Origin of the sequence: Gordonia hankookensis, assembly GCF_014673215.1 — a bacterium.
GTDB lineage: Bacteria > Actinomycetota > Actinomycetes > Mycobacteriales > Mycobacteriaceae > Gordonia > Gordonia hankookensis.
Genome location: NZ_JACWMS010000003.1, coordinates 391,043 through 416,495, shown reverse-complemented (window position 1 = coordinate 416,495; position 25,453 = coordinate 391,043). Strand labels below are relative to the sequence as shown.

Here is a 25,453-nt window from a genome sequence, read left to right as displayed (position 1 = left end):
AACGCACGAGAGCGGACCGCCGCGACGATGATCGTCGCGAAGGTCCGCTCTCGTGGGATCGGTGTGCCGGGCGTCTACGCGCTGCCGTCGAACAGGCTCGTGACCGAGCCGTTCTCGAAGACCTCGCGGATGGTCTGGGCGAGCAGCGGGGCGATCGACAACACCGTCAGGTTCTCGAACCGCTTCTCCTCCGGGATCGGCAGGGTGTCGGTCGCGATGACCTCACGGGCGCCGCAGTTCGCGAGCCGCTCCGCGGCCGGATCGGAGAAGACGCCGTGGGTGGTCGCGATGACGACCTCGCCGGCACCGGCATCCTTGAGCACTTTCACCGCACCGGCGATCGTGCCGCCGGTGTCGATCATGTCGTCGATAAGCACGCAGGTGCGGCCGTCGACATCGCCGACGACACGATTGGACTTGACCTGGTTGGGCACCAGGGGATCGCGCGTCTTGTGGATGAACGCCAGCGGTGCGCCGTTGAGCGCATCGGCCCACTTCTCGGCGACACGCACGCGACCGGAGTCCGGCGACACCACGGTGACGTTGTCGGTGCCGTAGTTCTCCCGGACATAGTCGGCGAGCTGCCCCTGGGCATGCATGTGGTCGACCGGGCCGTCGAAGAAGCCCTGGATCTGGTCGGTGTGCAGGTCGACGGTGATGATCCGGTCCGCGCCTGCGGCCTTCAACAGGTCGGCCATCAACCGGGCGGAGATCGGTTCGCGACCGCGATGCTTCTTGTCCTGGCGTGCGTACGGGTAGAACGGCAGGATCACGCTGATGCGTTTTGCCGATCCGCGCTTGAGGGCGTCGATCATGATGAGCGACTCCATGACCCACTGGTTCATCGGGTATGGGCAGCTCTGCAGGACGAATGCGTCGGAGCCGCGCACCGACTCCTCGAAGCGTACGAAGATCTCGCCGTTGGCGAAGTCCCGCGCCGTCTGCGGCGTCACCTTGATGCCGAGCTCGTCGGCGACGGACTGAGCGAGGTCGGGATGGGCGCGACCAGAGAACAGCATCAGGTTCTTCTGGTTGTCCGTGGTCCAGGTCATGAAAACTCTTCTGTTGGAGATGTAGCGGTCAGGCGCCCGGCTGGTCGTCTGCCGGGCTGTCGGTCTGTTGGGCCTCGAGCGCGGCACGGGCCGACTCGCTGTCCGGGCGCTTGCGCACCACCCAGTTCTCGATATTGCGTTGTTGTCCCGCCGACACCGCAAGGGCACCGGGTGGGACATCGTCCCGCAAGACCGTACCCGCTCCGGTGTATGCGCCATCGCCGACCTGCACTGGTGCGACAAACATGTTGTCAGAACCGGTGCGGCAGTGGGACCCGATCACAGTACGGTGTTTCGCCACGCCGTCGTAATTGACGAACACGCTCGAGGCTCCGATGTTGGAGTACTCGCCGATCGTCGCGTCTCCGACGTAGGTCAGGTGCGGGACTTTGGTGCCGGCGCCGATGTCGGCCTTCTTTGTCTCGACAAAGGTGCCGATCTTGCCGCCGACGCCGAGCCGGGTGCCCGGACGTAGGTAGGCAAACGGTCCGACCGACGCATTCGCACCGATCTCCGACTCGCTGCCGTGGGTACGGATCACCGCAGCGCCTGCTCCGATCGACACGTCGCGCAGGGTGGAATCCGGGCCGATGACCGCGTCGTCGGAAACGGTGGTGGTGCCCAGCAGTTGCGTGCCGGGTTCGATGCGCACGTCCTCGCCGATGGTGACGTCGACGTCGATCCAGGTGCTGGCGGGATCGACGACGGTCACCCCGGCCAGCTGATGGCGCCGCACGATCCGACGGTTCAGCTCGGCGCCGAGTTCCGCGAGTTGGACGCGGTCGTTGCACCCGGCCACCAGATGCGGATCGTCGACGGTGTGCGCGTGCACCGTTTGGCCGGCGTTGCGGGCGATCTCGACCACGTCGGTGAGATAGTGCTCACCCTGCTTGTTGTCCGTGGTGAGTTGGGTGAGTGCGTCGCGGAGCACCGCCGCGTCGAATGCGTAGACCCCGGCGTTCACCTCGGTGACGGCCCGTTCCTGCTCAGTGGCGTCCCGGTCCTCGACGATCGCGCGGACGTCCGTGCCGTCGTCGGTGCGCAGGATCCGGCCATAGCCGGCCGGGTTCTCGGCGATGAAGGTGGTCACCGTGACCGCGGCGCCGGCTCCTGCCTGGTGGGTGGCGATGATGGCCTCGAGGGTGTCGCCATCCAGCAGGGGTACATCGCCGGGGGTGACCAGGACCGTTCCGCTGAAATCGGCGGGCAGTGCGGACAGGCCGACCTGCGCGGCGTCGCCGGTGCCGCGCGGCTTCTCCTGTTCTGCGGTCGAGATCGTCCGCCCGATGTTGTGGGCGATGGCCTCGATCGCGGCACTGATGCGTTCCCGCTCGTGGCCCACGACGGCGATCACATGATCGGGATCGACGGCCGCGGCCCCGCGCAGTGCGTGACAGAGCATCGAGTGACCGCCCAGCTCGTGCAGGATCTTCGGGGTCTTGGACCTCATACGGGTGCCCGCGCCTGCCGCGAGCACGATCACGGCGGTTGTCGGTGAAGACGGCATGTCAACCTCCGCTGTCGGGATTCGGGTTCGTCGGCCAGGGCTTCTCGGCGTCAGGCGGCGACGCGCCCGATGTTACGCATCGGTAGTCCACGAGAGCGCGCTCACCCGCCGAAATGCAGGCCTGATAGAAAACAGGGAGGTGACCAGACCTGGCACGGACAAACGGAGGTACATCAGATGAGCACTCAGAAAGTCGCGATCGTCACCGGCGCCGCGCGTGGTATCGGCGCGGGTGTCGCCAAGCGATTGGCCGCCGACGGCCTCGCCGTCGCCGTCCTCGACCTCGATGCGGGCGCATGTGCGGACACTGTGTCGGCCATCACCGGCGACGGTGGAAAGGCGATCGCGGTCGGTGCCGACGTCTCGAAGGAGGAGTCGGTCAAGGCGGCCGTGGAGAAGGTCGTCGAGGAACTGGGTCCGCCCACGGTCCTGGTCAACAATGCCGGCATCTTGCGCGACAACCTCTTGTTCAAGATGTCGGTCGATGACTGGGACGCCGTTCTGGGCGTGCACCTGCGGGGCGCGTTCAACATGAGCAAGGCATGCCAGAAGCACATGGTCGACGCCGGCTGGGGACGGATCGTCAACCTGTCGAGCACGTCGGCGCTCGGCAACCGCGGACAGGCGAACTACTCGGCCGCCAAGGCGGGCATGCAGGGGTTCACCAAGACCCTCGCCATCGAGCTCGGCCAGTTCGGTGTCACCGCCAACGCGATCGCACCCGGATTCATCGCAACCGAGATGACCGCCGCCACCGCCGAGCGCGTCGGCGTGCCGTTCGAGGACTTCAAGAAGGCCGCGGCCGCGGAGATCCCCGTGCAGCGCACCGGCCTTCCGGAGGACATCGCCCACACCGCGTCGTTCTTCGCCAGTGAGGGCGCAGGCTTCGTCTCGGGTCAGGTCATCTACGTCGCCGGCGGTCCGAAGGACTGATCAGGTTTTCTCGCGCCCTCGACTCGTTCCCGCGTATCCGATCGGACAAGCGGGAACGAAACGGGGGCGCGGGAACTGCGTCGAACTGTCGCCACGACGCTGTGGCACAATCGTCTGCGCAGTATTCCCCCATGGTGTAATCGGCAACACTTCTGATTTTGGTTCAGGCATTCCAGGTTCGAGTCCTGGTGGGGGAGCAGATCACCTCGGTTCACAATCGCCCCGGATACGGCTGTGGCCCGTTGCTCCGCGAGGAACAACGGGCCACAGCCGTGTTTCGGGTCAGGTCGCGATCGATGCGATCACGGCCACCCGGTCACGGCACCGCGGGATTCTTGCCCGAGGCCAATCCGATGTCGGCGGTGTTGTGTTGGCCGGCAACGACTTCGACCTGGATCGCGGCCGGTTCGTACAGGTTGGCCACAACGGTGAACTGGCCGTCGGTCAGTCCGTCGATGCGGTATCGACCGTCGGCGTCGGTGGTGGCCGACGCGACGATGGTCTGGTCGGGACCGATCGCAGACACCGTCGCACCCTGCAGCGGGGTGCCGCTGTGTGCGGCGCGCACCGCACCCTCGATACCGCTGGTGGGGGCCAGCAGGATCTCGATGGGCTCGACACGTCGGCCGGCCGCTGCGTCGATGGTCGCCAGTTGGCTGGCCGGCTGGTAGCCGGGCGCGGATGCGGTCACCGCGACGGTGTCGCCCGCCGACAGACCTGGGATCGCGAAGTGCCCGTCGGCATCGGCATGCGCCCGGGTCACCACCGCGCCGGATTGATCGGTGACGATCAGGTCGGCACCCAGGGCGCGATGGCCGTCGCGGACGCGCCCTCGGAGCACGGCGCCGCCGGCGAGGGTGAAGTCGCGGTGGGACACCGCGTCACCGACGACGGAGACGGTCATGGCCTTGGGGGCGTGGCCGGGTGCGGTGGCGATGACGGTATAGGTGCCGTCGGCGATGTCGTGCACGGTGTAGAAACCGTCGCCGTGGACCGCTGTCGTGCCGACCTGTCGGCCGTGGATGTCGGTGACGGTGATCGCGGCGGTGTCCAGAGCTGTGCCGTCGCCGGTGATGATGCTCCCGGCGATGCGTGGACGGGCGGCCGGTGCATCGGCGTCACCGACGATGGCCGGGCGCGCTTCCGATGATCGGTTGACGTCAACGGCGTCGACGTCAACGGCATCGGCGGCATCGGCTGCGGACGACGGCAGCTTGCCGCTCCGGACGAGCAGCCCTGCGATCAGTCCGCCGACCACGAATACGCCTGCGGCCACCGCGAATGCGGTCGTGTAGGAGTCCACCGCGGCCAACTGCGACAGTTCGTTCTGGTTCGAGACGGTGGCCGCGTGGTCGGTGATGTACGAGGCCGCCGCACTCGACGCGATGGTGCTGAGCAGCGCCGTGCCCACCGATCCGCCGACCTGCTGCATGGTGTTGACCGTTGCCGAGGCGACGCCTGCGTCCTCGGGCGAGACGCCCGAGATGGCGCCCTGCATCGCCGGGGCCATCGAGGCGCCGATGCCGACTCCGAGGATCAGCAGCGCGGGCAGGACATGCGTTGCGTACGAACTGTTCACGGTGATCTGCGTGAGCAGCACCATGCCGCCGGCGGCGATCAGCATGCCGCAGGTCATCAGCCAACGCGGACCGAAGCGGGGAAGGATCACCGCGGTCGACGTGGTCGCCGTGATCACCAGCATGCCGATCATCGGGAGGAAGCCGAGTCCGGTCCGGATCGGGCTGAACCCGAGGTTCTGCTGCAGGTAGTACGTGAGGAACAGGAAGATGCCGAACATGCCGATGCCGGCGATGAACACCACCAGGTAGGACCCGCCACGGGTGCGGTCCTTGATCACGCGCAGCGGCAACAAGGCGTGCTTGCTGCGTGACTGCCACCAGATGAAGCCGGCCACGAGCACCACACCGGCGATCAGCCAGGTGATGGTCGCCCAGTCGGCCCAGCCGTTGGTCTCGGCATTCGAGAAGCCGTAGACGATCGAGAACAGTCCGGCCGACGCGGCGACCACGCCGGGCAGGTCCAGTTTCGGATGGTGCTCGGACTTGTGCGCGCCGAGGAACAGAACGGCACCCACGAGTGCGATCGCGGCGATCACGAGATTGACGTACAGGCACCAGCGCCAGTCGGCCCACTCGGTGAGCATCCCGCCGAGCAGCAGTCCCAGCGCGCCGCCGCCACCGGCGATTGCGCCGAAGATGCCGAAGGCCTTACCGCGCTCGGCTGGGTCGGTGAACGTGGTGGTCAGCAACGACAGGGCGGCCGGAGCGAGCAACGCGCCGAAGATGCCCTGGCCCGCACGTGCGGCGACCAGCATCTCGAAGTTCACCGCCGCGCCGCCGACAGCCGACATCCCGGCGAATCCGATGAGCCCGATGATGAAGGTGGTCTTGCGGCCCCACAGATCCGACAGGCGGCCACCGAGTAGGAGCAGGCTGCCGAACGACAGGGCGTACGCGGTGATGATCCACTGCCGATCCGCGTCGCCGAAGCCCAACGATTCCTGGGCGTGGGGGAGTGCGATGTTCACGATGGTCGCGTCGAGCACGACCATGAGTTGGGCAAGGGCGAGGACGCCCAAGACGATCCAGCGCAGCCGATGATGGCGCGCCTGCTCCGATTCCTTCTCGACGGGTGCGGCGTCGAGGTCCTCGTAGACAGTGCTCATCCGAGCCTCCGTTCTAGGCGGAGGTATCTCCTCCGGTTGCTGGCACCAACGTACGCCAACCGGAGGCTATTCCTCCACTTGCTATGATGTGAGCATGAACACCCAAGCCGCCGATGCGGTCGGCTCCCGCAAGCTGCGTGCCGACGCCGAACGCAACCGGCTGCGCATCATCGACGCGGCCCGTGAGTTGTTCGCCGAACGCGGGCTGGAGGTGTCCCTCGACGACGTGGCCGAGCGCGCCGGGGTGGGGGTGGGCACCGTCTATCGGCGGTTCACCAATCGCGACGAACTCATCGTCGGTGTCCTCGCCGAACACCTCACCCAGGTGGCCGAGCGGGCACGCCTCGCAATACAGGACCCCGACGCCTGGCAGGCCGTGGTGGATGTCTTGACGCTCGTGGGCACGTCGATGGCCACCGATCGGGGGCTGGCGGCACTCATCATGCGCATCGACCACGAGCATCCCGACATCAAATCGGCGAAGTCGATCCTCACCGGACAGCTGACAAAACTCTATGAGCGGGCCATGGACGCCGGGGTGTTGCGTCCCGATCTGGCGCCGAGCGACTTCTTCGGGATCTTCACGATGCTCGCGGCCCTCGCCGACGTCACCCAGCCGACTGTGCCGGATGCGTGGCGACGCTTCCTGGAGTTGATCCTCGACGGCGTGCGCGCGACCGGTCGCACGACGTTGTCGGTACCGGCGCTCACTGACGAGCAGATCCTGGAGATCCAGTGCGCGCGGCGAGACGCCCAGCGGTAGCCGCGACCAAACCGGTTACGTGATCAGCCCCTCGCTCTTCAGCCAGTCGTAGGCGACGTCGGAGGGGTCCTCGCCGTCGATGTCCACCCGACCGTTGAGATCCTGCATCACGTCGTCGGTGAGACGTTCGGACACCGTGTCCATCAGTGGGGCGATGTCCGGGTACGCGTCGAGTGTCTCCTTGCGGACCACCACCGTGCCGCTGTACGGCAGAAAGTACTTCTTGTCGTCCTCGAGGGTGACGAGTTGCAGGTTCTTGATCCGGCCGTCGGTGGTGTACACCATGCCGAAGTTGCACGGCTGGCTCTTCGCCGTCGAGGTGTAGACGACCCCGGAGTCCATCTGCGTCACATTTCCCGCGGGCACCCCGTTCGGTGTGTTGTACGGCATCCCGTAGGTCTCGAGCATCGGCAGGAAACCGTCTGGCCTGCTGAAGAACTCGTCGTTGATGCAGAAGGTCCGATCCTTGACCGGGAGCTTGGCGATGTCGGACATGGTCTTGACGTTCAGTCGTTTGGCCGTCGGCCCGGACACGGCAAAGGCATAGGTGTCGTTGAAATTCGCGGGCGGCAGCCAGACGAGGTTGTTCTCACTGAGCTCGATGTCGTGGACGCGGGTCCACAGCTCCTTCGGGTCCGGGATCGTCTCCGTCTCATGGTGATAGGTCACCCACGCGGTTCCGGTGTACTCCCACAGCAGGTCGGCGTCGCCGTTGAGCTGAGCCTGCCGCGACGACGCGGACCCGGGCGCGTTGGTGAGATCGGTGACGTCGGCGCCCGCGGCCGCGAGGTAGGTGGCCGCGATCTTGCCGAGCAGGACGCTCTCGGTGAAGTTCTTCGACGTCACGGTGATCTGGGCGCCGGCCAAAGGTGTCTTGCCGTCGGGCAGCGACGACTTCTGGAAGGTGCCGGACGAACTGACGAGGCCGCAGCCGGCAACCGCGAAGAGGGCGACCAACGTCACCCCGACGGTCTGCGTCAACGACTTTCGTGGGCGCGGCCACCTCATGAGATCCCCCTGGGGGTCGCGAAGAGCTCGACGAGCCGACCGATCCAGTCGATGATCAACGCCAGCAGGCCCACCAGGATGGCGCCCGAGACCAGGAGTTTCGGCAGGAACAGTGTGACACCGGTGGTGATCAGTGTGCCCAGGCTCGTGGCGCCGATGAAGGTACTCAACGTTGCGGTGCCGACCAGGATCACGAGCGCGGTGCGGACGCCGTTGAGGATCACCGGGACCGCGAGCGGCAACTCCACCTGGACGAGGGTTCGGCCGGCCGAATAGCCGATGCCTCGTGAGGCCTCGATGGTTCGCTGATCCACCTGGCGCAGCCCCACGATGGTGTTCTGCAGGATCGGGAGGATGGCATAGACGACGAGACCGATGACGGCGGTACGGAACCCGGTGCCCAGCCAGAAGGTGAACAGGACGAGCAGACCGACCGCGGGTGCGGCCTGACCGACATTGGCGATGTTGATGGCGATGGGGTTGAGCCATCGCATCGAGGGCCGGGTGAGCAGGATGCCCAACGGGATCGCGATCACCACGACGATGACGGTGGCCACCAGGGTGAGCTTGATGTGTTCGAGGATGGTGGTCCGGAGGTTGTCCCAACCGAGTGCTGCCTGTTCGGTCTCGGTGAATGTGGTTGCCTGGTACCAGATCACATACCCGACCGTGAGCACGACGATGAGCAATGGCTCGAACCACACGTCCATCGGCAAGCGGCGTAGTCGTCTCATGGGTGCTCGCCGGCTCCCGATTCGCCTGCCGGCTTTTGGTCGTCCACTGGCGTCTCGGTCCCCGGCTCGTCGTCGGCGGCGACGATCACCGGCATCTCGTCGGTGGACGAACCCTCGGGATGATCGACATAGGAGGGGGTTTCGGGGTCGTCGCGGACCTCGGCGAGCTGGCCGCGGATCACATCCATCACCAGTCCGATGGTCAACGACCCGACGACGGCCCCGCGCCCGTCGGTCACCAGGACGCCCCCCTGGCTGGCCGCGAGCATGGAGTCGAGAGCGTCGTTGAGCGTCGACGACCGTGCGACGACGGGTAGTCGCCGGTCGATGTAGTCGGACACCTGAGGCTTCGCCCGTAGCTCATCCAGCGATGGCCACGCGCGCGGATGGCCGTAATTGTCGACGACGACCACCCAGTTGTGCCCCGCGGAGCGTGCTCGCGCGATGACCGCGTCCGCCGACTCGCCGACGCGGGCGGTGGTGACGGGTTCGTGCTGCACGTCGCGTACCCGCGACAGTGTCAGATGGGCAAGCGTCGCACCCGATCCGACGAACTGCTCGACGAATTCGCTGGCCGGGTTGGCCAGGATCTCCTCGGGTGTCGCGTATTGCTCGATGTGGCCGCCCTCGGACAGGACCAGGACCTTGTCGCCCAGCTTCGTGGCCTCTTCGAAATCGTGGGTCACCACGACGATCGTCTTCCCGAGTTCGTGCTGGATGGCGATGAGACTGTCCTGCAGGCGAACCCGTGTGATCGGGTCGACCGCGCCGAACGGTTCGTCCATCAGCAATACCGGGGGATCGGCCGCGAGGGCTCGTGCCACGCCGACACGTTGCTGCTGTCCACCGGACATGTCCTTCGGCAGTCTGTCGGCGAAGGTGTCGGCATCGAGCCCGACGAGATCGAGCAGATAGGCGGTACGCTCGGCGATCCTCTTCTTGTCCCAGCCGAGCACGCGGGGGATCGCGCCGATGTTCTTCGACACCGACCAGTGTGGGAAGAGGCCACCGGACTGGATCACGTAGCCGATGGATTGCCGCAGTTTGTCGGGATTCTCGTTCGTGACGTCGCGATCGCCGATGAAGATGTGCCCCTCGGTGGGCTCGATGAGCCGGTTGATCATCTTCAGCATCGTGGTCTTCCCGCATCCGGACGGACCGACGAAGGCGACGATGTGGCCAGCGTCGATCTCCAGATCCAGGCTCTCGACAGCTGGTTTGTGTTGTCCTCGATAGCGCTTCATCACGCCCTCGAGTCGGATCGAGGCTCCGGTGACGGTGCGATCCGGGGAGGCCGAGTCGATTGCCGGTTCGGTCATGACAGTCCTTTGGAGATCGTGAGGCGGCCGAGCAGGACGAGGAGGCCGTCAAACACCAACGCGATGATGACGATGAGAACGGTTCCGGTCAGGGCCATCTCGAGGGCGTTGGCACCCCCGAGCCGAGACAGCCCGCTGAAGATCAGCGACCCGAGCCCGGGGCCGAGTACGTAGGCGACGATCGCGGCGACGCCGATGATCATCTGGGTGGAGACGCGAATCCCGGTGAGGATCACCGGCCAGGCGATGGGTAACTCGACGGAGAGCAGAATTCGCCAGCGCGACAGGCCGATGCCCTGAGCCGACTCGATCACCGACGGTGGAACCGACCGCAACCCGACGATGGCGTTGCCGATCACGGGCATCGCGGCGAAGAACGCCAGCATGATGAAGCTCGGGGTCACCCCCAGTCCGAACGGCACGATCAGCAGGGCGAGAAGAGCCAGCGACGGGATGGTCAGCGCGACTCGGCTGGTGGTGAGGGTGAACGCCGAGAAGAACGGCAGCCGGTAGACCGCGACGGCGATGAGCACCGCGACCACTGCGCCGACCAACACCGTCTGAAATGCCAGCGAGGCGTGTTGATACGTGAGAAAGGTCAGCGTGGCCGCATGCCCCTGGATGTAATCCCACAATTGCACGGGAATCCCCTCGTCGTCTGCCCGTCGGCATCAGAACCCGAACTGACGGACACAATCTGAGGTCTGAGCCGGATCTCACAGTAATGCGCCGACATACGTTCAGGCAGGGTTTTGTTCGATGCGGCCGCACTCTTGACTTCCGAAAGGCTGCCGACACATGCCGTCTGACCTGCCCTCATGTCGAATAGGTAACGATTGGTGGCCGATCGGTGTCGCGTTGGCCGATCGGTGCCGGTCAGAGCTGTTTGTCGAAGCACTTCTCGAGTGTTCGGGTCCGGATCCGCCAACCGTCGTCGGTCAGCAGCCAGGTGTCGGCGTACCAGAGGCCGATGAGAAACGTCGACGTGTCCGGCGTCTGCATCGGGTTCAGGCACAGGGTGCGGGTGGTCGCGGTGGCGCCGTCGACCCGGATGTCATGGTTGCCCAGCAGGTGGCAGTAGGCCGAGAAGCTCGGAAGAACTTCGGCGAGCCACGCTTTGACCTCGACGGGCCCGCCGACGATGCCGCCCATGACGCTGTAATCGACGACGGCGTCGGTGGTGAAGACGGCGTCGAGGTCGTCGAACCGTGCGGAGTCCACCGCCGTGGAGTAGTCGGTCAGGACCTGCTGGATCTCGAGGCGTGCGGAGATCTCTTCGATGCTCAACATGCCCAACAATTACCAGTGTCGGGCACGCGTCGTTAGTGTTGTCGTCATGGCAGTGAGCCGCCCGACCGACAAATCCGACGAGGTGCAGCGCGCGCCCCGCGCGCGGATGACCGGTCCCCAGCGTCGGATGCAACTGATCGAGGTGGCCAGAGGTCTGTTCGCCGAGCGCGGGTTCGAGGGGACCTCGATCGAAGAAGTCGCCCAGCGCGCCGGCGTGTCGAAGCCGATCGTGTACGAACACTTCGGCGGCAAGGAAGGTCTCTACGCGGTTGTGGTCGACCGCGAGATGGAGACGCTGTTGGAGATGGTCACCTCGTCGCTGACCAAGAACCGTTCCCTGTACCGAGTCCAGCAGGTGGCCTTGGCGTTGCTCACCTACATGGAGGAACGGACCGACGGTTTCCGCATCCTCGTTCGCGGCGATCGAACGGGCACTGACGAAACCACCACGTATTCAAGCCTTCTCAACGATGCGATCAGTCAGGTGGAGCACATCCTCGCCAGTGATTTCGAGCGTCGCGGCTTCGACCCCACATTGGCGCCGCTCTACGCGCAGGCCCTGGTCGGCATGGTCTCGGTGACCGCGCAGTGGTGGTTGGACGTCCGTGAGCCCCCGAAAGAAGTCGTGGCGGCCCACCTGGTGAATCTGTGCTGGAACGGACTCACCAGGCTCGATCCCGATCCGAAGCTCGTCGGGCCCGGTTACGTCGAGAATCGCGACCGGACGACCGCCGAGGACTGAGGATCCCACTCCGACATCGCCAGGGCCATCAGGGCATCGGCGGTCTGCGTACAGAAGGATTCGCTGTCGTGCAGGCCGAACGTCAGCGCGCGGACCAGTGTTGCGCCGACCAGCAGATCGAAGAGTGCGTCGGTGCGTGCGGCGCGCAACGTCGCCGATCCGGGCGGGATGACCGCTGTCACGGCGTCGGCCACATGCGACCGCACGCTCCGTTCGACCCGCGTCAACAGGGTGCCGTACAGGTCCTCGTCCTGCTGATACGCGACGAGTAGTCCGGGGATCGCAGCGCGTGTCGCGGGGTCGGCGAGGTGGGCGAGGAACAACCGGACCCACGCGCGCAGGTCTGCATGGAGATCGTCGGTGGGGGTCGGCAAGGAGATGTCGCGCGCACCGAAGACCGCGTCCTCGATCAGTGTCTCCCGTCGCGCCCAACGTCGGTAGACAGTCGGTGTGCCGACGCCCGCGCGGCGGGCGATCGCGGCGATGTTGGCCGCCTGATAGCCGCCCTCCCGCAGCAGTGCGCGTGCCGCATCCAGTACGGCGACGTCCTTCTCGGGGTCGCGAGGGCGGCCGGCGACAGTTCGCTGTTCGGCGGTCACGGACCGACTCTAGCGAATCTGCGACGTAATTTCGTTATGGCCCGTAACGTAATGCCGTGCCGCGACCCGTGCGGATCTTCCGAGGAGGGACACCATGCTGACTGCGCACGACGAGTTGCTCTGTCATCAGCTGCCGACCACATTCGATCACCCCGAACAGAGTGATCTGCGCTGGGTCGAGCGCGTCGTGATGTACGGTTTCGACACGTCCGGCGACGTGACGGTGATGACCGGGATGGCGCGCTACCCCAATCGCAACGTGACCGACGCCTACGCGATGGTCTCCCGCCGCGGCGAGGAGACCCGTGTGGTCCGTGTGTCCAGTCAGATCGACGCAGCACCCGCCGGTCTCGGCGAATACTCGATCGGGCCCTACACCTACTCGATCGAAGAGCCGCTGCGCCGCACTCGGGCGACCCTGCGGGGCAACGAGCACGGGCTGGAACTCGATCTGGTCCTGACCGCCGAATTCCCGGCCTACGAACAGACGCCGGCGTTTCACCGGACGAGGGGACGGGTCCAGGAGAACGCTCGGCGCTTCTATCAGAACGGGAACCTGTCCGGGCACATCGTGATCGACGGCGACCGCATCGACATAGACCCGCACCGTTGGTGGTTCGGACGTGATCATTCATGGGGCGTACGCAACGGACCCGGGGGCGGCAGCCTGCCGGACGGTACCGAGATGCAGCCGGGTGAGATTCCCGATGGTGTGCTGTATTACATGGGGATCTTCGAGTTCGACGACGAACTGGTGCATTTCGCGCAGCGTGAGGATTCCGAGGGGCGTCGAACGCAGTTCGAGGGCGAGATCTTGCATCGCCTGGCCGATGGTGGCTCGTCGTCGCCGATCATCGACGTCGACCACGATCTCAAGTTCCGCGACGACCTGCGCGTGATCAGTGGTGGAACCTTCGACGTCCACCGTGACGACCGGACCACCAGCTCGATCGATGTGACGCCGATCTGTGATTTCTGGCCAGGTCTGGCCGGCTATCAGGAGTTCCGTGGCTACGCGTCAGGGTATTGGCGTGGAACGGATTTCATCGATGGATTCACCATCGACGCGACCGATGTGGAAGCAATCCGTCCGGTCAGTTTCGTCAGTGAGACGCTCTGCGAGGTGCAGATGGACGGCAAGGTGGGACACGGGCTCGTCGAGATGGTGTTCGTCGGTGCCTATCCGCGCTACGGTTACACGGGCTGGTGATGGCGTGACGGTTTCGCCGACCTCGCGCATCGCGGCCGATCTCCTCCCGGAGGCGCTCGAACCGATTGTTCGCCAACGTGTTCGGGGAGCTGGGCAGGCGGAGATCGAGAACTGGCGACCGGCGGCACAAGGGTTTTCCACGGAGACCTATCTCTTCGACCTCGTCGGAGTCGACGATGGCGACGACGATTCGGTCGGGCTGGTCTTTCGCAGGCCTCCCGAACGTCCGGTCCTGCCGGATTTCGACTTGCGGCGGCAGTATCTGACGATGGACCGTCTCCGCACCTCCGACGTTCCCGTCCCCACGATGCGGTGGATCGATGCGCACGGAACCGACCTGGGGACACCGTACTTCGTGATGGACCGCATCGACGACACCGTGACGGTGAGCGATATGCCGCCATACCACCAGGCAGGGATCTTCGCCGACGCGGACGCGGCGGGCCGTGCCGAATTGTGGAACGGGTGCGTCGATGTGATCGCGTCGCTGCGCGCGGTGGATCCGGTCGCTCGGCGCCTGGGCTTCTTGGACCTTCGTGTATTCGGATCGTCGGCGCCACAACGGCTGGCCGGGTTCCTTCGTCATGCCGTGGGGTGGGCGAGTGGGTCGACGGCGCCGCGCCAGGAGTTCATCGACGCTCTCGACTGGCTGGACGGACATCTGTACGAGCCGGAGTACGTCGGGCTGTGCTGGGGCGACAGCAGGATGTCGAATGTGCTCTACAGCAAGGAGTTCGACGTGGTCGCGGCGCTGGACTGGGAGATCGCGTACCTCGGCGACCCGGCCGGTGATCTCGCGTGGATGCTGACCACCGACTGGATCAGCAGCCCGTTTCCCGACCACGCCCGGGCCCCGGGCACGCCGTCGACCGAAGAGACCCTTGACCGCTATCGGCGGCGTACGGGGCTGCGCCTGGACCACATGAGGTTCGCCCATGTCACCGCCGCGCTGTTGCTGGCCGTTCCTCTCCTGCGCCTCAACGAGATCCTGGACCTCGGGGACGTCGACCTCGCGGAGATCTGCATCGAGCGACTCGATCACGTCTTCGGTGACGGGCTCGTCTGATCAGGACAGGACCAGACTCCGCTTGGCCAATCCCATCCAGAATCCGTCGATCACCTGATCGGGCTTCTGCTCGACGTCGCTGCTCGCACCGAGTGCGACGAAGAGTGGGGAGAAGTGCTCGATGGTGGGGTGCGCATAGGGCATGCCGGGGGCGCGATTGCGGAAGTCGATGAGCGACTCGACATCTCCCGCTGCGAAGCGCTCCTGGGCCCATGCGTCGAATTCCGCCGACCACCCCGGTGGGGTGGCTTCGGGCGTCGGATCGGTCAGGTAGGGGAGGCCGTGGGTGGTGAAGCCCGAACCGATGATCAACACACCCTCCTCCCGCAGCGGTGCCAGACGACGACCGAGATCGAGCAATCGTTCCGGGTCGAGCGTCGGCAGGGAGACCTGCAGAACCGGGATGTCGGCGTCTGGGTACATCACCGTCAGCGGGACGTACGCGCCGTGGTCGAGGCGGCGGGCGCGGTCGTGGGCGATGGGCTCGCCGTCGGGCATCATCGCGGCGACCCGGTTGGCGAGACCATCGGCGCCCGGGGACCAGTAGGTGGTCCGGTAGAAGCGATCGGGGAAGCCCCAGAAGTCGTAGGTCAGCGCGGTGGTGGGGTCGGTCGAGCCGATCGTCAGCGGCGCCGCCTCCCAATGCGCCGAGACCACGAGAATCGCCGACGGCCGGTCGAGGCGTCCCGCGAGTGCCGTCAACTGACCCACCCAGCGTTCACTGTCGACCAATGGCGGTGCGCCGTGGCTCAGGAAGAGCGCTGGTTGAGGTGTTGTCGCGTCTGACATGGTCATATCGTAGTCAACTGGACCGCGGTCCGTTTGATTCCGCGGGCGTCACTCGCTCGCGAGCCGCACCGGCGATCCGGCATCATCGACCGCATGGTCTCCATCCGTCCCGCCGTGTCGGCCGACTGTGTCGCGGTCTCCGACATCTACCGGCACTACGTCGAGAACACGTTCGCCACCTTCGACTACGACGCGCCGAGCCGGGACGCCTGGGAGATCAAGCTCGGCGCGATCGTCGCGGCCGGGCGCCCGTTCCTGGTGGCCGAGGACGAGGGGGCGGTTCTGGGGTTCGCCTACCTCGGCTCCTTTCGCGACAAGCGCGCATATGCCTGGACGGCGGAGGACACGATCTACCTGAACCCCGACGCCGGCGGTCGGGGCATCGGGTCGGCGTTGCTGGGCGCCCTCCTCGAGGCGGCCGATCCGGACAACGTGCGGCAGGTCATCGCGGTGATCGCGGCCACCGGTGGCGAGGCGTCGATCGCCCTGCACATCAAACACGGCTTCACCGAGGTCGGCCGGACACCCTCCGTGGGGTACAAGTTCGACCAGTGGATCGACTGCGTTTATCTGCAGCGCCCGCTGGGCTGATCCGTCGTCGCACCCACAAACTAGAATCGTTGGAGTGTCATCAACCCCCGCCCTGCACGGGCTCGCCGCGGTCACATGTTCGGACAAGGCGATCGCGGATCTGGTGGGGCGGCAGGGTCAGGAGCGTCTCGACATCAGCGCGCCCGATTCGGCCCGGCCGTTCGTGGTGGCCTGCCTCGCGGGCGCCGCGGCGACCGAGACCTCGGCCGCGCCGCTGCTGGTGGTCTCCGCCAACGGACGCGAGGCAGACGATCTGACCGCCGAACTGGCCGAACTCCTCGACGACCCGAACGCGGTCGCCCAATTCCCGTCCTGGGAGACCCTGCCGCACGAGCGACTGTCGCCGAGCGCGGACACGGTCGGCCAGCGGCTGGCCGTCCTGCATCGACTGGCCAACCCCGGGGAGGGTACGGCTCTGCGGGTGGTGGTCACCACGGTGCGCTCACTGGTCCAGCCGATGGCCCCGGGTCTGGGGGAGACGCGCACCATCACGCTGCGTGAAGGCATCGAGATCGATTTCGAGGGCCTGCTGAACGATCTCGTCGAGATGGCCTACGAACGTGTGGACATGGTGGGTCGGCGCGGCGAGTTCGCCGTCCGCGGCGGCATCCTCGACGTCTTCCCGACGACGGCCGACTTCCCGGTGAGGGTCGAGTTCTGGGGCGACGAGATCTCCGAGATCCGCGCCTTCTCGGTGGCCGACCAGCGTAGCCAGCCCGAGATCGACGCATCGGTGGTTCGCATCCATCCGGGCCGCGAGCTGATCCTGACGCCCGAGGTCCGTGCACGGGCCGCCGACCTGGCGACCGAGCACGCGGGCGAACAGGTGCTCGCGGAGATGCTGACGAAGCTGGCCGAAGGCATCCCGGTCGAAGGGATGGAAGCCCTGATCCCGATGCTCGTCGAGGGTCGGATGCAGATGCTGACACAGGTGTTCCCGGACGGGACCGGCGTCCTGGTGCTGGACCCGGAGAAGGTCCGCACCCGCGCAGCGGATCTGGCGCAGACGGGCGCGGAGTTCCTGGAGGCGTCCTGGACGGCCGCGGCGCTGGGTGCGGCGGCCCCCGTCGATGGCCGTTCGGCCGACGGTTCGGGCATCGACCTGCAGGCGAGCTCGTATCGTTCCCTCGACGAGGTCGAGAAGACGACGCTGGCCGCGGGCCGTTCGTGGTGGACGATGAGCCCCCTCTCGACCGGCAGCGGTGACGAGATCGAGCTCGACCTGACCGCGGGACCGACCCCACGTGGCAACGAGGCCGACATCGCCGCCACCTTCGCGAATCTCCGCGCGCATGTCACCACCGGCGGTATCGCGGCCGTCGTCGTGGCGGGTAAGGGAACCGCTCAGCGGGTCGGCGAGCGGCTGGCCGAGGCCGAGGTGCCCGCCGAGATCGTCGAACCCGGTGTGCGGCCCCAGCCGGGGCAGGTCTCGGTGTTCCACGGGACGCTGCGCAGCGGTGTGGTGTGCCCCGATGCGCGGCTGGTGATCGTCACCGAGACCGACCTGACCGGCAACCGGGTGGCCGGCGTGCGCGACGGCCGACGGCTGCCGGCCAAGCGTCGCAATCAGGTCGACCCGCTGGCCCTGAGCGCCGGGGACATGGTGGTGCACGACCAGCACGGCATCGGCAAGTTCGTCGAGATGATCGAGCGGACCGTGTCGGGGGCGCGGCGGGAGTACCTGGTCCTCGAGTATGCGGCGAGCAAGCGCGGCCAACCGGGTGATCGGCTCTACGTGCCGATGGACGCGCTCGACCAGCTGTCGCGGTATGTCGGTGGTGAACAGCCGTCGTTGTCGAAGTTGGGCGGCTCCGACTGGCAGAACACCAAACGCAAAGCGCGCAAGGCGGTTCGGGAGATCGCCGGTGAGCTCGTGCAGCTCTATGCGGCCCGCCACGCGGCCCCCGGTTACGCCTACAGTCCGGACACGCCGTGGCAACGTGAGATGGAGGACGCCTTCGACTTCACCGAGACGATGGATCAGCTCACGGTGATCGCCGAGGTGAAGTCGGACATGGAGCGAGCGGTCCCGATGGACCGCGTGATCGTCGGCGACGTCGGCTACGGGAAGACCGAGATCGCTGTCCGGGCGGCGTTCAAGGCGGTGCAGGACGGCAAGCAGGTCGCCGTCCTGGTGCCGACAACCATTCTTGCGCAACAACACCTGCAGACGTTCACCGAACGGATGAGTGAGTTCCCGGTCCGCGTCCGCGGACTGTCGCGGTTCACCGACACCAAGGAGTCGAAGGAGATCGTCGACGCGATGGCGACCGGCGATGTCGACATCGTCATCGGGACCCACCGGCTCCTCCAGACCGGGGTGACGTGGAAGGACCTCGGTCTGGTGATCGTCGACGAGGAGCAGCGGTTCGGCGTCGAGCACAAGGAACACATCAAGTCGCTGCGTACACATGTCGACGTGCTGACGATGTCGGCGACGCCGATCCCGCGAACCCTGGAGATGTCGATGGCAGGCATCCGGGAGATGTCGACCATCCTCACCCCGCCGGAGGAACGACATCCCGTCCTCACCTACGTCGGCGGGTACTCGGCCAAACAGGTCGGTGCCGCGATCCGACGGGAACTGCTTCGCGACGGCCAGGTCTTCTACGTGCACAACCGCGTCTCGACGATCGACAAGACCGCTCGGGACATCGCCCAGATGGTCCCCGAGGCGCGGGTCGTGGTGGCCCACGGTCAGATGAACGAGGATCAGCTCGAACGCACGGTCGCCGGGTTCTGGAACCGCGAGTACGACGTCCTGGTCTGCACCACGATCATCGAGACCGGTCTCGACATCTCGAACGCCAATACCCTCATCGTCGACCGTGCCGAGAATCTGGGTCTGTCTCAGCTGCATCAGCTTCGCGGACGTGTCGGGCGAAGCCGGGAACGTGGGTACGCCTACCTGCTCTACAGCCCCGAGCGTCCGCTCACCGAGACCGCGTACGACCGCCTTGCCACGATCGCGCAGAACAACGAACTCGGCGCGGGCATGGCGGTGGCGCTCAAGGACCTCGAATTACGTGGTGCGGGAAACGTTCTGGGCGCCGAGCAGTCCGGACACGTGGCGGGTGTCGGTTTCGACCTCTACGTGCGACTGGTCGGCGAGGCCGTCGAGGCCTACCGTGCTGCCGCCGACGGCAAGCCGGTGTCGACGAGCGAACCCGCTGAGGTCCGGATCGACCTACCCGTGGATGCCCACATCCCCGTCGAGTACGTCGACTCCGATCGTCTGCGCCTCGAGGCCTACCGGAAGCTCGCGTCGGCGACCGACGACGCGGCCGTCGACAGCGTCCTGGCCGAACTCGCCGACCGCTACGGCGAGCCGCCCGAGGAGACCGGTCGGCTCGCGGCGATCGCTCGGCTGCGTCTGCGCTGCCGGGAGCGGGGGGTCACGGAGATCGGCCTGGCCGGTACGGGCGTGAAGATCGCACCGATGACACTGCTCGACAGCGAACAGGTCCGGCTCAAACGGCTGTACCCGGCGGCCGGGTACCGCGCCACCACCTCGGTCATCAGCTTGCCGATCCCGCGGACCGGAGGTGTCGGGTCGGCCCGCCTGCGCGACGAGGAGGTCATCGACTACGTGAACAGCTTCTTGCTGGCCCTGCGGCCGCAGCCCGACTGAAAGCCCGTCGACCGCACCCGATTTCTCGTCGGGAGCATCGACACACGTCGTCGACTCTGCCGGTGTGGCCACCCACCCGGCTCGTCCTGGGTTACGGTCGTGACATCCGCAGCCCGACCCGGAGGATGACTCGATGACCGTCGTGCTACTCGATCCCCTTCGCCCTGACGTGATCCCGTTGCGTGCCATCCCTCTGCTCTCCGGTCCGCTCGTCATCACCGAGGACATCCATCCCTCGACGCTGTGGGAGTTGGGCAAGACGTCGGCATCCTGGGCCGAGGTGGACGATCCCGAGTCGACGCTGCTCACGAGCGACCGGAACCACCGGTTCGTCCGCACCCGGCTCGAGCGCGGCGACGACCTGATCGCCGCCCGGGGTGTTCCCGGCGATGCATTGCTCGCGGCCGTCGCACTCATGGACACCCTCCGTCGAAACGGACCGTGGGAGAGCACCCAGACGCACGCCACGCTGCGCCGGTACCTACTCGAAGAATGCTATGAACTGCTCGATGCGATTGACGACGACGATCCCGAGCTGCTGCGTGAGGAACTGGGAGACCTGTTGCTCCAGGTGTTGTTCCACGCCCGGATCGCTGCCGACGACCCCGACCATCCCTTCGACATCGACGATGTCGCCCAGAGTTTCACCGACAAGGTGACCGGCCGCACGCCGGGCATCCTGTCCGGTGCTCATGCCGATCTGGAGACGCAGATCCGTGAATGGGAAGAGCGTAAGGCGGCCGAGAAGAAGCGCGGATCGGTCTTCGACGGGGTCGCCACGACGGCGCCGGCGCTGGCCCTGACGCAGAAGGTCCTGGAACGGCTGTCGGCCGCCGACTTTCCGCTCGACACCGTCGATCCGGCGATCACGTCCGTCGCTGTCGAACCCGGCGGTGACAGCGTCGAAGAGCTGGCACGACAACGAGTTCGGGCGTTCATGGCGCACGTCCGCGACGTCGAGAAACGTGCGGGCGCCGACGGGGGAGCGCCGAGCACACGTGCGGCGTGGCTCGCAGCGCTGGCCCCCGATGCTGCCGACGACGAACAGGCTGCGGTCGGCGACGAATCCCGGGCTCAGCCGAAGAGTCCCTGACCCCACCATTCGCCGGGTCGCAAGCCTGGCGGTACCGCGAACACCGACGATCCGTTGGGGATCAGGTACTCGGTCATCGCGTCCTGACGGGACAACACCTGCTGCATGGGCACGAACTGCTTGCCGGTGTCCCGGTTGAACGCGATGAAGAACAGTCCGGCGTCGAGGTGGCCGAATCCGTCGGAGCCGTCGGTGAAGTTGTAGCCCCGGCGCAGGATCTGGACCCCGCCGAGGTTGTCGGGATGGGCGAGCCTGACATGTGCGGTGCGGGGGATCATCGGTGCGCCGTACGACGTGACGTCGAAGTCCGGGGTGTCGAACTCGTTCTGTTGACCCAACGGTGCGCCGGAACCCTTCAACCGCCCGACGATCTGTTCTTGCTCGAGCAAGTTGGCGCGATCCCACGGCTCGATGTCCATCCGGATGCGGCGTGCGACGAGGTAGGTGCCGCCGGTCATCCACTGGGCGTTCGCGGGGTTGTCCTCCTTCGCCACCCACACCCAGCGGTCGAGTAGATCGGTGTCCTCGGCACGGAGGTTCGCGGTTCCGTCCTTGAAGCCGAACATGTTGCGCGGCGTGTCCTGGGACTGGGTGGTCGACGACGTGCGGCCGAACCCGAGCTGTGACCAGCGGACCGCCACCACCCCCAGACCCATGCGGGCCAGGTTCCGGATGGCGTGCACGGCGACCTGTGGGTCGTCGGCGCAGGCCTGAACGCAGATGTCACCGAAGGACCGGGACGATTCGATCTTCTCGGCGGCGAACGCGGGCAGGTCGACGAGGGCGGCCGGTTTGCGATCGGCGATGCCGAAGCGATCCCGACGGTCGGGATCGGATGCACTCGGCCCGAACATCCCAGGGCCGAACCCGATGGTGAGTGTCAGATTGGCGGCGTCGAGACCGAGCGCTTCCCCGGTGTCGGCGGGCGGTGTGTAATCGCCGAGTCCGACGGCGCCGTCGGGCGCAGTCTGTTCGCCACGGGTCATGCGCTCGGCCGCGACCGTCCACTTCTGAAGCATCGCCACCAGATCCGAGCGGGAATCGGTGATCACATCGAAACTGACGAAGTGCAGGCGATCCTGTGCGGCCGTGATGATCCCGGCCTGACGTTCGCCTCGGAAGGCGACCACCTGCGATCCGTTGGTGTCCTCGGCTGCGGTGGCACGACCGATCGCGCCGCCTGCGGCAGCCGCGACCACCCCGACGCCGGCGCCCCCGAGTAGCGCCCTACGCGAGATGCGTTGGCGTCGCGAGTTCTCGGCCGGCGGCGGGGTGTTCTCCGACATCTATCCCAGCACCAGCCCGGGAACCTGCGACAGTGACGCCGACAGAGCATCGATCTTGTTGGACAGGTCCTTACGCTGTTCCTCGGTGACCTGGGTGTAGGTCACGTATCCGTCGCCGTCGCGGTATTGGTTGATGGCGGTGCGGACATCGGCGAACTGGGCGGTGATCTTGTCCATCAGCGCCTGGTCCTTGGCCGAGATCATCGGCTGCATCTCCGCGATCAAGGTCTCGGCTCCGTCGACGTTGGCCGCGAAGTCCCACAGGTCGGTATGGGAGTAGCGATCCTCTTCACCGCCGACCTTGGTGGCGGCGATCTCATCGATCAGTGCCTGGGGGCCCTGCACGAACTGGCGTGTCTCGAAGGTGAAGTCGGGCTTGTTGACCTCGGCCTTCAGCTTGTTGACGTTGGCGAGCAGTGCGTCGGCGGCCTTGTCGATCTCGGCCTTGTTGTCGGTGGCCTTGGCATTGGCGGCGTCGGCCGGGGCGATCTGCCCGGGTGCCTCGCCGACCTCGGCCTGCTGCGGCGGCCACAGGGCCCGCTCGATGCGGTGGAATCCGGTGAACGGCTGCGATCCGTCCTCGGTGTCGTCCCAGCGCATGTCGATGGCCGGGTCGAGATCGGGGAACGATTCGGCGACGGGCTCGATGCGCTCGTAGAAGGTGCGGACCTGACCGAACATGGCCTTGGCCTGGTCGACCTCGCCGGCCTTCACGTGATCGACGAAGACCTGCACCTGGGCCGACAGCCCGTTGACCTGGCCGCGAACGTAGTCGAGGTAGCGCTCCTTGGCGGCGTTGACGTCGGCGGGCACCTCCTCCTTCGCCTTCTTCTCGCCGGTCACCGAGATCTCCTTGCGGATGCCGGTACCGACCATGCCGGGCTTGCAGGCCACGGTGTAGGTGCCGGGATCAGTGACCTCGACGGTCAGATTCCCCGAAAGTCCCGGCCCGATGTTCTCCACCTCACCCAGGACACGGTTGTTGTTCCCGTACAGGTAGAACTCGGTGACCTTGGACCCGTTGTTGGTCACCTTGAAGTTCACGTCGCCGGTCTGGGCCTCGGATTTGTCGAGGTCGCAACCGTCGTTGGTCGAGGTGACCGCGATCGCCCCGTTCTCGCTCTCCTTGGAGGTGCAGCCTGCCAACATGATCGGCGCGAGCACGGCCAGCGACAGCAACGCGACGGGCGTGGTGAGTCTTGGATTCACCCTGTGTTCCTTTCAGGTACCGGCGTCTGTGGCGGCCGGGGCTTGCGTGGCGGAACCGTCATCGGACGGGGCTGGTGGCCGCTGCCGGTTCGCGCGGAGGAAGAAGTAGAGGACGATCACCACGTAGAGGCACCACGCCACCACCTGCAGGACAGTCGGGTCGGGGCGCACGTTGAAGATGCCGGCGAGCACCGTGCCGTACCACGACGACTGGTCATAGTGCTCGGAGATGTCGAACGCCAGGTTGCTGCCGCCAGGGAGCCATCCAACGGTCTGCAGGGCCCGGACGCCGTAGGAGAGGATCCCGGCCGCGACGAAGATCAGGAAGATCCCGGTGTAGAGGAAGAACTTGTGGAAGTTCAGTCTCACCGCACCCCGGTAGAGCAGCACGGTCACCACGATCGCAACCACGATGCCGAGCAACAGACCCAGCAACGGCCACAGGCTCCCCGACACACTCTCGGCGTAGCCGACCATCAGGAGCGCGGTCTCGAACCCTTCGCGCCCGACGGCCAGGAAGGCCAGGCCCATCACCGACACGCCCCCGGTCAGCAACGCATGCGACATCCCCGATTTCAGGTCGGTCGAGATGTGCGCGGCGGCTTTGCTCATCCACAGCACCATGGCGGTGACGATCACCACTGCCACCAGTGACGCAAGGCCGGCGATCAGCTCGGCAGTGAGTGTGGTGACCGTCGACGTGCCGAGGTGGATGATCAAGAAGATCACCACGACCATCGCTACCGCGGCCGAGACCCCGGCCCAGATCCATTTCAGCGCGTCCCGGCGGTCGGACTTCACCACGAACGCCACCAGGATCATCACCACGATGCCCGTTTCGAGGCCTTCGCGAAGACCGATCAGCCCACTGCCGAACATCTGCGCGAAAATCGAGGGCGCGCCGCCCGCGGCCAAAAGCTGCATGCCGGTCTTTCTGGGACGGAATCACGTGCGTGATCAGGTTTGGTGAGGCTAACCACGTGACAGTAGCCTCGCGCCGTGGGAACCGAAAGGGGTACCCCGCAGTTGTCATGGGGAACGGGACAAAAGACTCAAAGGAGATGCAGTGAGGGCGCGCATGAGCGTGCGGCGTGGAGCCGGTCGCCGACTGGTTCTGGTGCCGCTGATGATCGGCGCGACCGCGCTCGTGGCCTCTGCGTGCCTCGACCTGCCCTCGCTGAACCGACCCGACATACCGGACGGGATTCCGCCGGGGCCTGGCGCGCCGACCCCGTATATCGACATCAATGCCCCAGGACGGACCGCCGAACTGTTCCGTGGCTGGGCGGGCCCGATCTCGGACTCCACCGGCATCCCGCTGATCGCGCTCGAGGCATACGGCAACGCCGCGGAGATCCAGCGCCAGCAGCACCCCGAATGCGGACTCGCGTGGACGACGCTGGCCGGGGTGGCGGCGGTGGAGAGCAAGCACGGCACCCACCACGGGACCGACATCGCGGCCAACGGGGACACCGCGCCGCCGATTCGTGGCGTGGCCCTCGACGGCACCAAGGGCAACATGCAGATCCATGACACCGACGGCGGAAAGCTGGATGGTGACCCCACACATGATCGGGCGATGGGACCGTTCCAGTTCATCCCGGAGACGTGGAAACGCTACGGAGTCGATGCCAACGGCGACGGACGAGCCGATCCCGACAACATCGACGACGCCGCCCTGTCGGCCGCGCGATATCTGTGCGTGTCCTCGGGTGGTGACATGACCACACCGGAGGGCTGGGAGGACGCGGTGAAGGTCTACAACAACTCGATGAAGTACGTCCTCGACGTCCGGGACCGCGCCAACGCCTACTCGGTCAACGTTCGATACTGAGGCCCCGCGCCGGGTCCCTCCCTTGTCACGTGCGTCCACCGGCCAACGATTAGGCTTTGACGCGTACCCGTCGGCGTTGAAGTGGCGTCGACCCCGTCGACCATAAAGGGG

22 protein-coding genes, 1 tRNA gene and 1 pseudogene are annotated in these 25,453 nt (G+C 66.3%); 10 read left to right on the top strand and 14 right to left on the bottom strand.

Translation table 11 applies throughout. The annotated features are described in order from the left end of the window. Window positions 1–74: 74 nt before the first annotated feature. Together IDF66_RS16390 and glmU are read right to left on the bottom strand one after the other, a co-directional pair. Window positions 75–1,052, bottom strand: coding sequence for a ribose-phosphate diphosphokinase (locus IDF66_RS16390; protein ID WP_164306890.1), 978 nt, complete (start codon window positions 1,050–1,052; stop codon window positions 75–77). A gap of 28 nt (window positions 1,053–1,080) precedes the next feature. Further along, entirely contained in the window at window positions 1,081–2,559 is a 1,479-nt protein-coding gene (gene glmU, locus IDF66_RS16385) for a bifunctional UDP-N-acetylglucosamine diphosphorylase/glucosamine-1-phosphate N-acetyltransferase GlmU (RefSeq protein WP_190267765.1), read from the bottom strand. Between the two features lie 177 nt (window positions 2,560–2,736). Between glmU and fabG the strand changes: the two genes are divergently transcribed. After that, window positions 2,737–3,492 (top strand): 3-oxoacyl-ACP reductase FabG, encoded by a 756-nt coding sequence (gene fabG / locus IDF66_RS16380; protein WP_190267764.1) that lies wholly within the window; start codon window positions 2,737–2,739, stop codon window positions 3,490–3,492. A 125-nt stretch (window positions 3,493–3,617) separates the two neighbouring features. Then, window positions 3,618–3,689 (top strand) — tRNA-Gln (locus IDF66_RS16375). Window positions 3,690–3,808: 119 nt separating this feature from the next. On the opposite strand, the gene IDF66_RS23855 is transcribed toward IDF66_RS16375, so the two are convergent. Beyond that, window positions 3,809–4,570, bottom strand: a complete 762-nt coding sequence (locus tag IDF66_RS23855) for an MSCRAMM family protein (protein WP_317628756.1) — start codon at window positions 4,568–4,570, stop codon at window positions 3,809–3,811. Between the two features lie 111 nt (window positions 4,571–4,681). Beyond that, window positions 4,682–6,178: pseudogene (locus IDF66_RS23850) on the bottom strand (DHA2 family efflux MFS transporter permease subunit); the annotation flags it as partial. A 94-nt stretch (window positions 6,179–6,272) separates the two neighbouring features. On the opposite strand from IDF66_RS23850, the gene IDF66_RS16365 reads away from it, so the two are divergent. Continuing rightward, the gene (locus IDF66_RS16365) at window positions 6,273–6,941 is read left to right on the top strand and encodes a TetR/AcrR family transcriptional regulator (RefSeq protein WP_164306894.1); all 669 of its coding nucleotides are present in this window, start codon (window positions 6,273–6,275) and stop codon (window positions 6,939–6,941) included. Between the two features lie 15 nt (window positions 6,942–6,956). Here IDF66_RS16365 and IDF66_RS16360 read toward each other — a convergent pair whose 3' ends face one another. The 5 genes from IDF66_RS16360 to IDF66_RS16340 all read right to left on the bottom strand — a co-directional run bounded on the left by IDF66_RS16360 (window position 6,957) and on the right by IDF66_RS16340 (window position 11,292). Further along, complete coding sequence (locus IDF66_RS16360) at window positions 6,957–7,949, bottom strand: glycine betaine ABC transporter substrate-binding protein (RefSeq protein ID WP_190267762.1); 993 nt, start codon at window positions 7,947–7,949, stop codon at window positions 6,957–6,959. Continuing rightward, window positions 7,946–8,683 carry an ABC transporter permease gene (locus IDF66_RS16355; protein WP_190267761.1) on the bottom strand — a complete coding sequence of 246 codons (738 nt, stop codon included), beginning with the start codon at window positions 8,681–8,683 and terminating at the stop codon, window positions 7,946–7,948. Before IDF66_RS16355 ends, IDF66_RS16360 begins: the two co-directional genes overlap by 4 nt. Beyond that, window positions 8,680–10,002 (bottom strand): ATP-binding cassette domain-containing protein, encoded by a 1,323-nt coding sequence (locus IDF66_RS16350; RefSeq protein ID WP_190267760.1) that lies wholly within the window; start codon window positions 10,000–10,002, stop codon window positions 8,680–8,682. Before IDF66_RS16350 ends, IDF66_RS16355 begins: the two co-directional genes overlap by 4 nt. After that, window positions 9,999–10,643, bottom strand: coding sequence for an ABC transporter permease (locus tag IDF66_RS16345; RefSeq protein WP_164306898.1), 645 nt, complete (start codon window positions 10,641–10,643; stop codon window positions 9,999–10,001). Before IDF66_RS16345 ends, IDF66_RS16350 begins: the two co-directional genes overlap by 4 nt. Before the next feature lie 235 nt (window positions 10,644–10,878). Next, entirely contained in the window at window positions 10,879–11,292 is a 414-nt protein-coding gene (locus IDF66_RS16340) for a nuclear transport factor 2 family protein (RefSeq protein ID WP_164306899.1), read from the bottom strand. 46 nt (window positions 11,293–11,338) lie between these two features. Here IDF66_RS16340 and IDF66_RS16335 point away from each other — a divergent pair, with 46 nt between their 5' ends. Then, a complete protein-coding gene (locus IDF66_RS16335; protein ID WP_190267759.1) occupies window positions 11,339–12,034 on the top strand; it encodes a TetR/AcrR family transcriptional regulator in 696 nt (231 codons plus the stop codon). Here IDF66_RS16335 and IDF66_RS16330 read toward each other — a convergent pair. Then, window positions 11,995–12,633, bottom strand: coding sequence for a TetR-like C-terminal domain-containing protein (locus tag IDF66_RS16330; protein ID WP_190267758.1), 639 nt, complete (start codon window positions 12,631–12,633; stop codon window positions 11,995–11,997). The genes IDF66_RS16335 and IDF66_RS16330 overlap by 40 nt on opposite strands. Window positions 12,634–12,727: 94 nt before the next feature. Between IDF66_RS16330 and IDF66_RS16325 the strand changes: the two genes are divergently transcribed. Together IDF66_RS16325 and IDF66_RS16320 are read left to right on the top strand one after the other, a co-directional pair. Further along, the gene (locus IDF66_RS16325; protein ID WP_190267757.1) at window positions 12,728–13,843 is read left to right on the top strand and encodes a hypothetical protein; all 1,116 of its coding nucleotides are present in this window, start codon (window positions 12,728–12,730) and stop codon (window positions 13,841–13,843) included. 4 nt (window positions 13,844–13,847) lie between these two features. Next, entirely contained in the window at window positions 13,848–14,909 is a 1,062-nt protein-coding gene (locus IDF66_RS16320; RefSeq protein WP_190267756.1) for a phosphotransferase family protein, read from the top strand. On the opposite strand, the gene IDF66_RS16315 is transcribed toward IDF66_RS16320, so the two are convergent. Continuing rightward, on the bottom strand, window positions 14,910–15,704 hold the full coding sequence (locus IDF66_RS16315) for a dioxygenase family protein (RefSeq protein ID WP_164306904.1): 795 nt from the start codon (window positions 15,702–15,704) through the stop codon (window positions 14,910–14,912). 87 nt (window positions 15,705–15,791) lie between these two features. Between IDF66_RS16315 and IDF66_RS16310 the strand changes: the two genes are divergently transcribed. The 3 genes from IDF66_RS16310 to IDF66_RS16300 all read left to right on the top strand — a co-directional run bounded on the left by IDF66_RS16310 (window position 15,792) and on the right by IDF66_RS16300 (window position 21,013). Continuing rightward, the gene (locus tag IDF66_RS16310; RefSeq protein WP_190267755.1) at window positions 15,792–16,289 is read left to right on the top strand and encodes a GNAT family N-acetyltransferase; all 498 of its coding nucleotides are present in this window, start codon (window positions 15,792–15,794) and stop codon (window positions 16,287–16,289) included. A gap of 34 nt (window positions 16,290–16,323) precedes the next feature. Beyond that, window positions 16,324–19,920, top strand: a complete 3,597-nt coding sequence (mfd, locus tag IDF66_RS16305) for a transcription-repair coupling factor (protein ID WP_190267754.1) — start codon at window positions 16,324–16,326, stop codon at window positions 19,918–19,920. 133 nt (window positions 19,921–20,053) lie between these two features. Then, entirely contained in the window at window positions 20,054–21,013 is a 960-nt protein-coding gene (locus tag IDF66_RS16300; RefSeq protein ID WP_190267753.1) for a MazG family protein, read from the top strand. On the opposite strand, the gene efeB is transcribed toward IDF66_RS16300, so the two are convergent. From efeB to efeU, 3 genes are all read right to left on the bottom strand, one after another. Beyond that, window positions 20,995–22,299: an iron uptake transporter deferrochelatase/peroxidase subunit gene (gene efeB / locus IDF66_RS16295; protein WP_190267752.1), complete on the bottom strand. Its 1,305-nt coding sequence runs from the start codon at window positions 22,297–22,299 to the stop codon at window positions 20,995–20,997. The two genes, IDF66_RS16300 and efeB, sit on opposite strands and share 19 nt — an antisense overlap. After that, window positions 22,300–23,448: an iron uptake system protein EfeO gene (gene efeO / locus IDF66_RS16290; protein WP_190268043.1), complete on the bottom strand. Its 1,149-nt coding sequence runs from the start codon at window positions 23,446–23,448 to the stop codon at window positions 22,300–22,302. Between the two features lie 72 nt (window positions 23,449–23,520). After that, the gene (efeU, locus tag IDF66_RS16285) at window positions 23,521–24,432 is read right to left on the bottom strand and encodes an iron uptake transporter permease EfeU (protein ID WP_190267751.1); all 912 of its coding nucleotides are present in this window, start codon (window positions 24,430–24,432) and stop codon (window positions 23,521–23,523) included. Between the two features lie 202 nt (window positions 24,433–24,634). Here efeU and IDF66_RS16280 point away from each other — a divergent pair, with 202 nt between their 5' ends. Continuing rightward, window positions 24,635–25,342 (top strand): lytic transglycosylase domain-containing protein, encoded by a 708-nt coding sequence (locus IDF66_RS16280; RefSeq protein ID WP_203589274.1) that lies wholly within the window; start codon window positions 24,635–24,637, stop codon window positions 25,340–25,342. Window positions 25,343–25,453: the final 111 nt, after the last annotated feature.

Bases quoted from the DNA above. Each gene is read 5' to 3' on its own strand.
- IDF66_RS16360 (WP_190267762.1), bottom strand. From the start codon at position 7,949: ATGAGGTGGCCGCGCCCACGAAAGTCGTTGACGCAGACCGTCGGGGTG.
- glmU (WP_190267765.1), bottom strand. From the start codon at position 2,559: ATGCCGTCTTCACCGACAACCGCCGTGATCGTGCTCGCGGCAGGCGCG.
- efeO (WP_190268043.1), bottom strand. From the start codon at position 23,448: ATGTTGGCAGGCTGCACCTCCAAGGAGAGCGAGAACGGGGCGATCGCG.
- IDF66_RS16315 (WP_164306904.1), bottom strand. From the start codon at position 15,704: ATGACCATGTCAGACGCGACAACACCTCAACCAGCGCTCTTCCTGAGC.
- IDF66_RS16355 (WP_190267761.1), bottom strand. From the start codon at position 8,683: ATGAGACGACTACGCCGCTTGCCGATGGACGTGTGGTTCGAGCCATTG.
- IDF66_RS16310 (WP_190267755.1), top strand. From the start codon at position 15,792: ATGGTCTCCATCCGTCCCGCCGTGTCGGCCGACTGTGTCGCGGTCTCC.
- IDF66_RS16325 (WP_190267757.1), top strand. From the start codon at position 12,728: ATGCTGACTGCGCACGACGAGTTGCTCTGTCATCAGCTGCCGACCACA.
- IDF66_RS16350 (WP_190267760.1), bottom strand. From the start codon at position 10,002: ATGACCGAACCGGCAATCGACTCGGCCTCCCCGGATCGCACCGTCACC.
- IDF66_RS16365 (WP_164306894.1), top strand. From the start codon at position 6,273: ATGAACACCCAAGCCGCCGATGCGGTCGGCTCCCGCAAGCTGCGTGCC.
- IDF66_RS16280 (WP_203589274.1), top strand. From the start codon at position 24,635: ATGATCGGCGCGACCGCGCTCGTGGCCTCTGCGTGCCTCGACCTGCCC.
- fabG (WP_190267764.1), top strand. From the start codon at position 2,737: ATGAGCACTCAGAAAGTCGCGATCGTCACCGGCGCCGCGCGTGGTATC.
- IDF66_RS16390 (WP_164306890.1), bottom strand. From the start codon at position 1,052: ATGACCTGGACCACGGACAACCAGAAGAACCTGATGCTGTTCTCTGGT.
- IDF66_RS16340 (WP_164306899.1), bottom strand. From the start codon at position 11,292: ATGTTGAGCATCGAAGAGATCTCCGCACGCCTCGAGATCCAGCAGGTC.
- IDF66_RS16300 (WP_190267753.1), top strand. From the start codon at position 20,054: ATGACCGTCGTGCTACTCGATCCCCTTCGCCCTGACGTGATCCCGTTG.
- efeU (WP_190267751.1), bottom strand. From the start codon at position 24,432: ATGCAGCTTTTGGCCGCGGGCGGCGCGCCCTCGATTTTCGCGCAGATG.
- efeB (WP_190267752.1), bottom strand. From the start codon at position 22,299: ATGTCGGAGAACACCCCGCCGCCGGCCGAGAACTCGCGACGCCAACGC.
- IDF66_RS16335 (WP_190267759.1), top strand. From the start codon at position 11,339: ATGGCAGTGAGCCGCCCGACCGACAAATCCGACGAGGTGCAGCGCGCG.